The organism is Gemmatimonadota bacterium (assembly GCA_041390125.1).
Classification (GTDB): domain Bacteria; phylum Gemmatimonadota; class Gemmatimonadetes; order Longimicrobiales; family Gaopeijiaceae; genus JAGQIF01.
Map to the genome: position 1 here is coordinate 112854 of JAWKQN010000006.1, position 12951 is coordinate 125804.

Annotated in this window: 12 protein-coding genes; 8 read left to right on the top strand and 4 right to left on the bottom strand. The window is 73.2% G+C overall.

The annotated features are described in order from the left end of the window. Positions 1 to 73: 73 nt before the first annotated feature. Positions 74 to 574 (bottom strand): Yip1 family protein, encoded by a 501-nt coding sequence (locus R3E98_07000; protein MEZ4423137.1) that lies wholly within the window; start codon positions 572 to 574, stop codon positions 74 to 76. 129 nt (positions 575 to 703) lie between these two features. Between R3E98_07000 and R3E98_07005 the strand changes: the two genes are divergently transcribed. The 3 genes from R3E98_07005 to R3E98_07015 all read left to right on the top strand — a co-directional run bounded on the left by R3E98_07005 (position 704) and on the right by R3E98_07015 (position 5459). Next, a complete protein-coding gene (locus tag R3E98_07005) occupies positions 704 to 2101 on the top strand; it encodes a cytochrome c (protein MEZ4423138.1) in 1398 nt (465 codons plus the stop codon). A gap of 28 nt (positions 2102 to 2129) precedes the next feature. Beyond that, a complete protein-coding gene (locus R3E98_07010; GenBank protein ID MEZ4423139.1) occupies positions 2130 to 4394 on the top strand; it encodes a tetratricopeptide repeat protein in 2265 nt (754 codons plus the stop codon). A gap of 144 nt (positions 4395 to 4538) precedes the next feature. After that, the gene (locus R3E98_07015; GenBank protein ID MEZ4423140.1) at positions 4539 to 5459 is read left to right on the top strand and encodes a proline dehydrogenase family protein; all 921 of its coding nucleotides are present in this window, start codon (positions 4539 to 4541) and stop codon (positions 5457 to 5459) included. A gap of 89 nt (positions 5460 to 5548) precedes the next feature. On the opposite strand, the gene R3E98_07020 is transcribed toward R3E98_07015, so the two are convergent. Continuing rightward, positions 5549 to 7198 (bottom strand): M56 family metallopeptidase, encoded by a 1650-nt coding sequence (locus tag R3E98_07020; GenBank protein MEZ4423141.1) that lies wholly within the window; start codon positions 7196 to 7198, stop codon positions 5549 to 5551. Then, a complete protein-coding gene (locus R3E98_07025) occupies positions 7195 to 7581 on the bottom strand; it encodes a BlaI/MecI/CopY family transcriptional regulator (GenBank protein MEZ4423142.1) in 387 nt (128 codons plus the stop codon). Before R3E98_07025 ends, R3E98_07020 begins: the two co-directional genes overlap by 4 nt. Before the next feature lie 194 nt (positions 7582 to 7775). On the opposite strand from R3E98_07025, the gene R3E98_07030 reads away from it, so the two are divergent. Next, entirely contained in the window at positions 7776 to 8402 is a 627-nt protein-coding gene (locus tag R3E98_07030; protein MEZ4423143.1) for an HD-GYP domain-containing protein, read from the top strand. Position 8403: 1 nt separating this feature from the next. On the opposite strand, the gene R3E98_07035 is transcribed toward R3E98_07030, so the two are convergent. Beyond that, entirely contained in the window at positions 8404 to 8790 is a 387-nt protein-coding gene (locus R3E98_07035; GenBank protein ID MEZ4423144.1) for a VOC family protein, read from the bottom strand. 47 nt (positions 8791 to 8837) lie between these two features. Between R3E98_07035 and R3E98_07040 the strand changes: the two genes are divergently transcribed. From R3E98_07040 to R3E98_07055, 4 genes are all read left to right on the top strand, one after another. Beyond that, positions 8838 to 9290, top strand: a complete 453-nt coding sequence (locus R3E98_07040) for a MarR family winged helix-turn-helix transcriptional regulator (protein ID MEZ4423145.1) — start codon at positions 8838 to 8840, stop codon at positions 9288 to 9290. Positions 9291 to 9363: 73 nt separating this feature from the next. Then, the gene (locus R3E98_07045; GenBank protein MEZ4423146.1) at positions 9364 to 10251 is read left to right on the top strand and encodes a dienelactone hydrolase family protein; all 888 of its coding nucleotides are present in this window, start codon (positions 9364 to 9366) and stop codon (positions 10249 to 10251) included. A gap of 20 nt (positions 10252 to 10271) precedes the next feature. Continuing rightward, positions 10272 to 11156 (top strand): NTP transferase domain-containing protein, encoded by an 885-nt coding sequence (locus R3E98_07050; GenBank protein ID MEZ4423147.1) that lies wholly within the window; start codon positions 10272 to 10274, stop codon positions 11154 to 11156. Positions 11157 to 11171: 15 nt separating this feature from the next. Further along, a complete protein-coding gene (locus tag R3E98_07055; GenBank protein MEZ4423148.1) occupies positions 11172 to 12941 on the top strand; it encodes a sodium:solute symporter family protein in 1770 nt (589 codons plus the stop codon). Positions 12942 to 12951 lie beyond the last annotated feature (10 nt).

Sequence of the window (12951 nt, forward strand, 5' to 3'; positions counted from 1 at the left end):
CTCCGGTGTGCGCGTCGCGGCTCGGACCGCTGCGTCCGCATGTGCACGATGGACCCTGCGCGGCGCGGCCCGACTACCAGCCGAGCACGATGCGCGGGATCGCGATCGCCAGCCACCCGAGCACGGCGGTGATCACGGTCTTGCCGGTGCTGATGTCCAGCGCTTGCCGGAGACCGACGATGCCCGCCGCCAGCATCCAGAACGGGAGCACGATCCCCACGCCCCAGCGCACGAGCGGGAGCAACCCCAGGATGGCGAGCACGCCCGGCGCCTGCGCGAACCCGAGGGTGCGGAGCACCTCACCCCAGGTGGCGCGCCCGTCGAAGAGTCGGGTGCCGATGAGATACGTGACGCCGGCCCACACGGCCCAGCCCGCGAGCGCGGCCAACGCGCCCGTGATCATCCCGCTGCGACTGCCCCAGTGTCCGATCGCCTGACACGCGGCCACGACCACCACGACCAGCGCGGCCTGTCCGGTGGCGGTCTCGTCGGCCTCCACCTCCTCGAAGGTGTCGACGTCGAGGAGCGCGGCGCCGGTCATGCGTTGCGTGAGCGAGCGGGGCTGGCTGTCCATGGCGATCACCTCGCGCAGAGGGGGGTGGGGCCGTCCTGGGGGGAACGTACCCCGGGGTCGGCGGCTCCGCAGGAGCAGGGCACGCCTCCACGCTTGACACTACGGAAGCGCCGTCCGAGGGTTTGGCCCATGCGTACCCTCGTCCTCCCCGCGAGTGGCGTCCCCGCCCTCGTGGCGGTGGGCGCGGGTCCCGGGCGGTGTTCCGGCCCGAAGCCGTCGCGGCGCCGGTTCGCGGGCCTCGGGGCGCTGGCCGCGTCCCTCCTGCTGGGCCTTCCCGCTCCGCTCCGCGCCCAGGCCGGTCCCGAGCTGGCCTCGGCGCTCGGGTGTGGGGCCTGTCACGCCGGGATGCCCGAGCCCGGCGCCGCCCGGACGGGGGCGCCCGCGCTCGGCCCCGGCGCTCCTCCGCTGGAGGCCGCGTTCGTCTTCGCGTACCTGGCCGATCCTGCGCCCCGCCGCCCCGAGCTGGCGCCGGCCCGGATGCCGGACTTCCGTCTCGACGAAGGCGAGCGCCTCGCCCTGGCCCTCCACCTGGGCACGGAGCCCGAGGCCCTGGCCGACGTGCGCGCCCGCCACCCGCAGGTGGACGCCGCGCGGGGCGCGCGCATCTACGACGTGTTGGGGTGCGCGGGCTGCCATGCGAGCCCGAACGACGACGCGCTGTCCCCGCAGGTCGGGCCGGATCTGTCGCGGGAGGGTGCACGGGTGCGCGGGGACTGGCTCCGCGGCTTCCTGGTGGATCCCGCACCGGTGCGGGGTCCGGCGCACGCCACTGCGCCGGGGGCCCGGATGCCGGACTTCCGCCTGAGCGCCGAGGAGACCGAAGCGCTCGCCGACTTCCTGGAGCGCCAGGGCCAGGCGCGCGCCGAGGCGCCCGCGGCCCTCACGCCGTTCGCGGCGGCCCGCACGCGCCGGCTGTTCGAGGATCGCGCGGCGTGCCTGGGCTGCCACGTTGCCTTCGGCGAGGGTGGAGGGCTGGCTCCGCCGCTGTCGGGCCTCGCCGCCCGCCTGCGGCCGGGGTTCGTGGTGGAGATGATCCGCGACCCGCAGGCCGCGGCACCCGGCGCGCCAATGCCGCAGCAGGCGGTGGCGGCCCGCGACGCCGAAGCGCTCGCGGCTCTGCTGCTCTCCGATCCCTCGCCCCGCCCGGAGGGGGTCGCCCGCTCGCTGGCCGATCCCACCCATCCGGCCTGGACCGCGCTCGCACACACGGAAGTGGAAGGGGCCGCGCTGTATGCGCGCTGGTGCGCGTCGTGTCACGGCGCGGACGGACGCTCCAACGGCTGGAACGCGGCGACGCTCCCCACGCCGCCCGCCGTCCACGCCGACCCCGAGCGCATGGGCGCGCGCCCCGACGACACCCTGTACGACGGCATCCACGCGGGCGCCTGGGTGCTGGATGGCAGCCCACGCATGCCGCCGTTCGGGTCGCTCCTGGACGACGCGCAGATCCGTGCGCTGGTGGCGTACATCCGCACCCTCTGTGCGTGCACGCAGCCGGCCTGGGCGGGAGAGGCTCCCGATGCGTGAGGGGACGCACACCCACCGGAGCAGATGCGTGCGGGCGCTGCTCGTGTCCCTCCTGGTGGGCGCGGGCTGTGGGCCGGATGCGCCTCCCGTCCCCCGTGAAGCCCCTCCCTTCCCCGCGCCTGCACCGGCGTCCCCGGCCGCGTCGGTCGCGCGCGCCGACTTCGTGGGGGCGGAGGCCTGCCGCGGCTGTCACACCGAGGCCTACCGTGCCTGGGCGGCCTCGACGCACGGACGGGCGGGTGGGGTGCCCGGCCCCGACGTGGTGATCGCCCCGTTCGACGGGTCGCCCATCCGCTTCGCCGACGGGACCGTCACGCCGCGCGTCCGCGGCGGCACGTGGGAGTTCGTGGTCCGCCAGGACGGGTTCGCCGAGCAGGTCTTCCCGGTCGTGGGCGTGATCGGCCGCGGCCACATGCGGGGGGGAGGCACGCAGGGGTTCCTCACGGCCGTGCCCGACGGCACCCAACGCTTCCTCCCGTGGGACTGGTCGCGCACCGCGGGCACCTGGTTCTGCAACACCGGCACGCGCCTGGACGAGGGATGGGAGCCCATCCGCGCGGACATGGCGCTGGCCGCCTGCGGAGACTGGCCCCCCCTGCGCCCGATCGGGACGCTCGATCGCTTCGCCAACTGCCAGGAGTGCCACGGCAGCCAGATCGGACTGGAGTTCGATGCCGCGGCGGGCACGTACGAGACGGAGTACACGACGCTCCAGGTCAACTGCGAATCGTGCCACGGACCCGGTCGGCGTCACGTGGAGATGGCGGGCGCCGGCACGTTCACGGACGTCGACATCGGGCTCGAGAGCCTCGCCTGGACGGACAAGGACGCCTCGCTCTCCGTCTGCTTCCAGTGCCATGCGCTCAAGGACGTGATCGCCGAAGGCTATCTGCCGGGTGAGGACCTCACGGATCACTACGCGCTCGCCTTCCCGGCATTGGGGGAGGAGCCGTGGCACATCGACGGGCGGGTCCGGACGTTCGCCTACCAGGCCAACCACCTCGCCAGCGCCTGCTATCTCGAGGGGCCGATGGACTGCGTCAGCTGCCACGAGCCGCACGGGCAGGGCTACTGGGACGTGGACCGGCAGCCCCTCGCCTCTCCGTTCGACGACGGACAGTGCACGGCCTGTCACGCCAGCAAGGCGGCGGACCCCGCGCAGCACACCTTCCACGCGCTGGAGTCGGAAGGGAGCCGCTGCGTGAGCTGCCACATGCCGTATCTGCAGCATCCCGAGGTCGGCGAGGGCGTCCCGTTCGCACGCTCCGACCACACGATCGCGGTGCCGCGTCCGGCCTTCGATGCCTCCCTCGGGATCGTCTCCGCCTGCGCCCAGTGCCACCAGGACACGGACGCGGCCACCCTCGAGCGTTGGACCGAAGAGCGCTGGGGTGCCGGGAAGCCGCAGCGTCCGCTGATCCAGGCGCAGCGCGACGCCCTCGCCGGGCGCGGCGACCCGGCCGCGTTGCTCCGGCCCGATCTCACCGATCCGCTCGTGCAGTTCCAGGCGCTGGCCCGCGTGCTGACGGATCACCTGCAGCCGGACATGGGCACGCTGCCGCCGGGGGTGGCCGAGCGGCTCGAGGCGTTGGCCGGCAGCCCCGATCTGGAGGTACGCAGCCTGGCGCTGGCTGCGCTGCACTGGAGCCGGGGCGACGACCCGCGCGTGCGCACCCTGCTCGTGGACGCCCTGGGGCGCGCCGAGGACGCCGCGGCGCTGCGCGGGCGCTGGGTGCTGGCGCTCGGATTCCTGGGCGACCGGGCGCGGGCCACGTCCGCCCTGCAGCAGAGCGAGCGGGCCTACGCCAAGGCGCTCGAGATCGCGCCCGGTGACCCACGCATCCTGTCGGCCCTGGGGCAGCTGCGTAGCCAGGCCGGCGATCTGGCCGGCGCCATCGACGCCTTCCGCGGCAGCCTCGCGGCCGATGCGGCCCAGCCGCTCGTGCAGGTCAACCTGGGCGTGGCGCTGGAAGCCGCGGGCGATCCGGCCGGGGCCCGCCGCGCGCTCGAGGACGCCGCGCGTCTGGATCCCCACGAAGCGCTGGCGTGGTTCAACCTGGGCAACCTGCATCAACGGGCCGGACGCCTGCCGGACGCGGCGGAGGCGTACGCACGCGCCGTGGCAGCCGATCCGGGCCTGGGCCGGGGTCAGTTCGAGCTGGCCCGCACGCTGCTTCGTCTGCAGCGCTTCCAGGAGGCCCTGCCCCACGCGCGCCGGGCGGTGGAGTTCATGCCCGACCACGCACCCTCGCGCCAGATGCTGGCCGACCTGGAGCGGGCGCTGGGCGGCTGAGACACCTCCGCGCCCGGAGGCGTCCCCACGACGACGCGAGGGGGACTCGCCGGGAGCTGGCCGCTTCGCTTATCGTCGGTGCCGCGGAGCCCCCGCCTGTCGCGCTCCGCACCAACGGCCGAACCAGGAGACGTCGTGGGAGTCATGCGCAGCGCGCTGCTGTGGGGGTCGCAGAACCGGTGGTTGGAGCGGCAGTTCCGCAGCCGGGCCTTCGCCAAGCAAGCGGTCGCGCGCTTCATGCCGGGAGAGCGGCCCGAGGATGCGCTCGCCGAGTCCAGCTCGCTGTCCGAGCGCGGCATCCAGTCCGTGCTCACCTGCCTGGGCGAGAACGTCTCCTCCAAGGCCCAGGTGGAAGCGATCGTCACCGACTATCTCGACCTCATGGACCGGATCGGCGCGGCCGAGCTGCCCACGCACGTCTCGGTCAAGCTCACCCACCTCGGGCTCGACCTGGACCGGGACCTCACGGTGCGCAACCTGGTGCGGCTTGCGGCCCGCGCCGCCGAGCATCGCCACACGTTCTGGGTGGACATGGAGTACTCGCGCTACGTGGACGCGACGCTCGACGTCTTCGAAGCGGCCCGTCGGGAACGGGAGAACCTCGCGCTGTGCCTGCAGGCCTATCTGCACCGTACACCGGAGGATCTCGAGCGCATCGCCGGCGCCGGCGCGGCCGTGCGTCTCGTGAAGGGCGCCTACGCGGAGCCGGCGTCGGTCGCGATTCCCAGCAAGGCGGAGGTGGACGAGCGCTTCGAGGAGCTCTCGCTGCGTCTGATCGAGCTGTACGACGGACGGGGACAGCCGCACGGGTTGGCCACGCACGACGTGCCGCTGCTCCGCCGCGTGGCCTCGGAAGCCGCGCGACGCGGGTGGGGCAAGGATCGCTGGGAGGTGCAGATGCTGTACGGCATCCAGCGTTCGGCCCAGAACCAGCTCGCGGCGGAGGGCTATACCGTGCGCGTGCTGATCAGCTACGGCGAGGCCTGGTTCCCGTGGTATATGCGAAGGCTGGCCGAGCGTCCCGCCAACGTGGGGTTCGTGCTGCGCAGCATGATGGGCGGGTAGCCCGCGGGACCGCGCCGCCGAGGCCGGAGGGCGACGGGCCGCCGCAGCACGCGGCGGCCCGTTCCGGTTGCAGTGCAGAAGCGGAGCGCTCAGCCCCCGGTGGGCGGCTCGAACCGGATCGGGAAGGCCACCCACACCGCGACGGTCTCACCGCGATTCCGCGCGGGCGTGAAGCGCGCTGCACGTGCCACGCGCAGCGCCGCCTCGTCCAGGGCCTCGTGCTCCGAGCTGCGACCGACGCGCGCGTCGGTCACGGTGCCCGACTCATCGATGTGGAACCACACGAGCGTGGTGCCCGTGATTCCCGCCTCACGCAGGAGCGGTGGGTATTCGGCCTGCAGCGTCGCCTGCAGGGCCTCGACGTCCACGAGACCCGGCCGCTCCGTGAACGGCGTGTACGCCACACCCTCCGGCGTCTCGAGGCGACCCGTCTCTCCGCCGTTGAGGCTGGGACGAACGGGAACGGATGCCTGCGACGAAGCGGTCTGGAACGTGATCGGGAAGGCCACCCACACCGGGACCGGCTCGTCTCCGTTCAGCGCGGGCGTGAACTCCATCACGCGTGCCACCTCCAGCGCGGCCTCGTCCAGGGCCGGATGTCCGGAGCTCTCCTGGACGCGCACGTCCCCCACCACGCCGTCGTCGCGGATGAAGAACCACACGTTCACGGTGCCTTGGACGCCCGCGTCCCGCAGGAGCGGTGGATACTCCTCCACCAGCGCGGCCTGCACGTCCTGGCGGTTCTTCAGATCCGGACGCACGGTGAACGGCGTGAAGGTGGGTCCGGCCGTGACGTCGGCCGCCGTCACCCCTGCCTCCGGGAGCTCGGGCGCGAGCGGTCCCCCCGCCTCGGGTTGCGGCGTGAAGCAGGCCACCCCGAGCGCGACCGCAACGGACGCCCCGACGACGAGACGCAGCGTGCGCCCGAGCCGCCCCCGGGCCGTCAGCACGTCGATGCGACGTTCGAGCAGGGACGCGGGCTCCGACAGCGCCGGAGCAGGGAGCAGCCCGGGGGAGCGACGCGCGCCGACGCGCAGGAGCAGCTCGCAGTAGTCGCGCAGGCGGACGTCGCCCTTGGCGAGCACGCGGGCATCGCAGTCGGATTCGATGGCCGCGCGCAGGCGCCGCACCATCCACCACAGGGGCGCGTTCCAGGGTACCAGCAGCAGGAGCGCCCAGGCACCGGCGAGCAGGCGTCCGTCCCCGGCGCGCACGTGCTCGCGCTCGTGCGCGACCATCAGTGGCAGATCGGGCGCGTCCAGCGCCCAGCGCGGCAGCACGATGCGGGGCGTCAGCACACCGGTGACGGCGGGGCCGGTGTCCTCGGAGATCCAGGCCGGCCCGCCCAGAACGGTGGTGGCCTGCCACGCGCGGGCCCGTGCCCGCAGCGACAGGAGCGCGCCGACCGTCAGCGCCAGCAGACCGCACGAGAGGATCCCCCAGCCCGCGAGGGCCCACTGATCCACCAGCAGCGTCGCCGAGCCCTGGGGCACGGTGACGCTCAGCCCCTCCAGCACGAACACACCGGACGGCGCCGACGCGTCCGGAGCGGCCACAGACCGCTCCGGCAGCAGCCCGGACAGCCGCACGGCGGGCAGCAGCACCGCCGCGACCAGCCCGGCACTCCAGGCGAAGCGCAGCGGGACGCCCGCGTGCCGGAACAGGCGCTCGGCGCCGAGCGCCGCCAGGGCGATCGCGCCGGAGACCACGACGGTGAACAGCATCCAGGCGGCGATCATCGGTCCTCCTCCTTCAGGCGGTCGTCCAGGAGCGAGCGGATGCGGCGGAGCTGGGCCTCGGAGAGGCGGCGGTCGGAGACGAGCTGTTGGAGGAGCAGCTCCGGAGAGTCCCCGAACACGCGGGTGACAAGGCGGTCGGCGGCGCTCTTCTGCGCCGCCTTCCGGGCCACCGTGGGGTGGTAGCGGTGGGCCCGCCCTTCTTCGGTGTGCGCCACGAACCCCTTCTCCTCCAGGGTTCGGAGCACGGTCAGCACGGTCGTGTAGGCGAGCGGGTCCGCGAGCCGCTCCTGCACCTCGGCCACCGTGGCGGAGCCGAGGTCCCACAGAACGGTCATGACGTCCAGCTCGCGCTCGGCAAAGACCAGGTCCACGACGCCTCCCATCGGGGGATCTACTATGGATCTAGTAGCAGGATACCGGCCTTGGGCGCGCCTGTCAACTACTCGATTAGTAGAAAGAGCGCCAGGGGATCCGCGGGCGGCGGGATGTGACTTCACGCCCCTCGAGCGGTCCGAAGGCGTGGACGCCCCCCAGTGATCCACACCCCCGACGAGGCCGCCCCTGGTGGCCCCATTGGATGGAGCGAACCGCCGTGACGCCGTATCCGGATGACCACGCCGGCCGGGTGGCCGAGTGGACGGGCCGTATCGCCGCCCGATTGGGCTTCTCCGCCGACGTGTGCGCAGGCTGGGCCCGTGCGGCCCGGTGGCACGACATCGGGAAGCAGCACATCCCGCGCTCGATCCTCGAGAAGCCCGGCCCGCTCTCGCCGGCCGAACGCCGCGAGGTCGAGCGGCACCCGGCCCTGGGCGCGTCCATGCTGGCCGCCGGGCCGCCCGAGCTGCGCGAGACCGCCTGCGTCATCGCCCTGACCCACCACGAGCGTTGGGACGGCTCGGGCTACCCCTTCGGCCTGCGCGGCGAAGAGATCCCCCTGGTGGCGAGGATCGTGGCGGTCGCGGACGTCTTCGACTGCCTCTGCACCGACCGGCCGTACAAGCAGGCGTACCCGCAGGAGCGCGCCTGCGCCATCCTCCGGGAGGGTGCGGGGACACTGTTCGACCCCGTGTGCGTGCGCGCCCTCGAGGACGTGGTGCGCCCGGCGGACGGGTGCGTGCCACAGGTGTCGCGACGCGACGCGCCGGTCGCCATCGCCGCCCCGGCGCGTCGGCGGCGCAGGCGCGTGCCGGCCGCCGCGGCCTGACTCAGGCCTCCGTCCGCTCCTCCATCAGGGCGAGCGTGTTCCCTTCCGTATCGCGCAGGAACGTCATCCACAGCGCGTACCGCTCGGTGCGATGCACGACGTGGGGCTCGTCCACGAACGTCGCTCCCCGTTCCCGCAGCGCGGCGTGCGCGGCCACGATGTCGGCCACCCGGTAGTAGAGGATGGACGCGGGGTGGTCGAAGCCCGGCTCCGACGCACCGGAGAGCATCAACCGCACTCCCCCGCAGTCGAAGAACGCGAGGGAGGGCGGCGCCTCGAACAGGAGCGGGAGCCCGAGGACGTCGCGATAGAACCCGACGGCGCGCGGCAGATCCTCGACGTGGACGGCGATCTGCCCGATCGCGAGCGGCGCGTGCGGCAAGGACATGGCGACCCCGGGGTTGAAGTATTTAGCCACACTAACTAAATACGATCATGTCCGACCCTTCGCAAGACGCCACCACGCCCGAGCTGCTGCGCACCGCAGACCGGCTGCATTCGGCCGCGCTCCACCTGCTGCGTTGGGTGCGCGCCGTGGACACCGCGTCGGGGCTCTCCGCCCCTCGCCTCTCCGTCCTGTCGGTGCTGGTGTACGGCGGCCCGCGCACCGTGGGGGAGCTGGCTGCGGCCGAGCAGGTCCGTCCCCCCACCATCACCCGGCTCGTGCAGGCGCTGGAGCGCGAGGGCCTGGTGCGCCGCACGGGCGACCGCCGGGACGGGCGCATCCAGCGCATCCACGCCACGGCGCGCGGGCGCACGCTGCTGCAGGCCGGTCGGCAGCGCCGGATCGACCGACTGGCGTCCGGCCTGGAGCGGTTGAGCCCCGACGAGCGCGCCGTGCTGGACCGGGCGGCCGTCCTGCTCACGCGCGTCGTCCGGGGGGAGTGACCCGCCTGCCCGTTGCGCGCCGGCTTCGGCGCGCCGAACATGGCCGGACCGTCCCTTCCAGCCGGAGTCCGCCATGCCCGGGTCTCTCGTCCGTGTGCTGCCCGCCCTGCTCCTCGTGCTTCCCGCCGCCCTGACCGCCTGCGGGGGCGGGGACGGCGCCGCGTCGGCAGACGGCGGGGACCACACCGCCGCACCGGCCGAGCCCCGGATCGAGATGGCGCCGACCGGGCCGGAGGAACTGCCGCCGGCCATCCTGGGCGAAGGCGGCGCGCCGCAGGGGATGGACCTCCACTACGTCGACGGCGACAGCGCCACCACGGGCTACCTCGCGGTGCCCGAAGGTGCAGGCCCCTTCCCCGCCGTCCTGCTCATCCACGAGTGGAACGGCGTGGTCGACCGCATCCGTCAGATCGCCGACGCGTTCGCGCGCGAGGGCTACGTGGCGCTGGCCGTCGACCTCTACCAGGGACGCACCGGCTCCAACCCCGAAGAGAACATGGCGCTGGTGCGCGAGACCCGTGAGGATCCCGAGGCCATGATCGCCAACCTGAACGCCGCGGCGCGTACCCTGCGGGCCCGCCCGGACGTGACCGGCAAGGTGGCCACGATGGGGTGGTGCTTCGGCGGCGGGGTGGCGCTGTCGTATGCGTTGGACGGGGAGAGCCACGACGGCACTGCGATCTTCTACGGAGGGCTCGTGGACGACCCGACGCGGCTCGCCTCCATCCATCACGAGGTATACGGCACGTTCGCGGCGGAGGACCAGGGCCCGTCCCCCGAGCAGGTGGATGGCTTCGTGGCCGCGCTGCGCGAAGCGGGCGTGCCGAACGACGTGCACATCTACGACGACGTCAACCACGGCTTCTGGCTCTACGTGGAGCGCGACGCCGAGGACGCGCGCGGTCCGGCGCTCGATGCCTGGCAGCGGCTCAAGGCCTACCTCGACCGCACGCTGTCGTAGTCTCGGGCGCGTTCCGGCGCGTGCGCACGCTCGTCGTTCTGGCCGCGGGCCTCGGTCGCCGCTTCGGTGGGCCCAAGCAGCTCGAGCCGCTGGGCCCGCACGGTGAGAGCCTGCTGGAGCTCACGCTGCACGACGCCTGGCGCGCCGGGATCGGTCACGCCGTGCTGGTCACGCGCGCGGAGCTCGAGGCTCCCCTGCGCGACCGGCTGCAACGAGGGGCCGCGCGGGCGCTCGCGCTCGACTTCGCCCTCCAGGAGGTGGACGCTGCCACCGGCAAGCCCTGGGGGACGGCGCACGCGGTGTCGGCCGCGGCGCCGCACGTGCGCGGACCGTTCGGCGTCGTGAACGCCGACGACCTCTACGGCCGCGCCGCCCTCGCGGCCCTGGCCGACAGCCTCGCGGCCCTGCGTCCCGGCGCGCCCTCCGCTCCCGTGCGGGGTGTGCTCGTGGCCTACCCGCTGGACCGCACCCTTTCTTCGAACGGCGGGGTCTCGCGCGGTGCCTGCGTGACCGACGCGGCGCACCGTCTGCTCGGCATCGAGGAGACGCTCGGGCTGGAGGCCACGCCTGCCGGAGCGGTGCGCGGGCGCCGACTGGACGGGACCTCCGTCACGCTGCCGGGCACGACCCCCGTCTCGCTCAATCTGTGGGGCTTCGAGGCGGGGGTGCTTCCGCTGCTGGCGGCCTCCTTCGCCCGCTTCCGGGAGCGGGCGTCCGCCGGGGAGGAGCACCAGCTTCCCACCGCGGTGGCCGAAGCGGTGCAGTCGGGCCAGCTGGTCGTGACCGTGCGGCCCACCGACGCCGAGTGGATCGGCGTCACGCATCCCGCGGACGCCGCGCCCGTGCGCGCGCGCCTGGCGGAATGGTTCCGCGAGGGGCGCTATCCGGCGTCCCTCTTCACGTAGAACGCAGAGGCTCGGATGCAGCTCCAGTGGGTGGACTGGGCGGTGATCGCGGCGTACGGGGCGCTGGCGCTGGCGGTGGGCGTCTTCTTCGCGCGGCGCGCGGGCCAGGGCACCGAGGACTTCTTCCTGGCCGGACGCAAGCTGCCGTGGTGGCTGCTCGGCACGTCCATGGTGGCCACCACCTTCTCCACCGACACGCCCAACCTGGTCACGGACCTGGTCCGCAGCGGGGGGGTGGCGCAGAACTGGGTGTGGTGGGCCTTCGCCATCACCGGGCTCTGCACGGTGTTCTTCTACGCGAAGCTCTGGCGGCGCTCGGGTGCGCTCACCGACATGAGCTTCTACGAGCTGCGCTACTCGGGGCCCGAAGCCGCCTTCCTCCGCGGCTTCCGCGCCATCTACCTGGGCGTGTTCTTCAACGTGATGATCATGGCCACGGTGACGCTCGCCGCGATCAAGATCGGCGGGGTGCTCCTGGGGCTCGGCAAGTTCGAGACGGTGGTCCTGGCCGCCACCGTCACCGTGATCTACTCCGCCACGTCGGGGCTGTGGGGTGTGGTGGTCACCGACCTGCTGCTGTTCGTGCTCGCCATGGTGGGATCGGTGGCCGCGGCCTGGTTCGCGCTGGCCCATCCGGCCGTGGGCGGGCTGGACGGGCTGTTCGCCCATCCCGCCGTGCAGGGCCGGCTGTCGCTCCTGCCCGACTTCTCCGATCCCCGCTCCGCGCTCGCGATCTTCATCGTGCCGGTGGCGATCCAGTGGTGGAGCACGTGGTACCCGGGCGCGGAGCCGGGCGGAGGCGGCTATGTCGCGCAGCGCATGCTGGCCGCGCGCGACGAGCGCGAGTCCATGCTCTCCACGCTGTGGTTCAACGTGGCCCACTACGCGCTGCGCCCCTGGCCCTGGTTGATCGTGGCGCTCGCCTCGCTGGTGGTGTATCCCGATCTGGCCTCGCTCGCGGAGCGGTTCCCCAACGTGGATCCCTCCATCGTGCGTGACGACCTGGCCTATCCGGCCATGCTGGTCTTCCTGCCGACCGGTCTGCTCGGCCTGGTGGTGGCCTCGTTGGCCGCGGCCTACATGTCCACCATCAGCACGCACCTGAACTGGGGTGCCTCGTACGTCGTGGACGACGTGTACCGCCGCTTCCTCGTGCCGGACGCGGACGAACGGCACTACGTCACGGTAGGGCGGATCACCACGGTGGGGTTGATCGTGCTCGCCTCCACGGTGGCGCTCTGGTTGGAGAACGCCATGCAGGCCTTCCAGATCCTCCTGCAGATCGGGGCCGGCACCGGACTGGTGTTCCTGCTGCGCTGGTTCTGGTGGCGCATCAACGCCTGGACCGAGATCGCCGCCATGGGGGCGTCGTTCCTGGTGGCCGTGTGGTTCCAGTTCGTCCACACCCGGGTGGGCCTGCCCCCGCTCGACGCGTCCCTGCAGCTGGTGATCGGTGTGGCCGTCACGACCGTGGGGTGGCTGGCGGTGACGTTCCTGACCCGCCCGACCGAGCGCGCCACCCTCCAACGCTTCTACGACCGTATCCGGCCGGCGGGCTCGGGATGGCAGCAGGTGGTGGACACCCACGGCCGACCGGGAGACGGCACCATCCCGGCAGCGGTGGCGGGGTGGTTCCTGGGCTGCGCGACGATCTACGCGGCGCTCTTCGGCACCGGCTACCTGCTCTATGGCCGCACGACGTGGGCCGTGACGGCCTATGCGGTCTGTGTCGTCTGTGGCTGGGGGCTGCTCCGGATGCTTCCGCGCGTGAGCCTCACGCGGTAGGCGCCGCCCG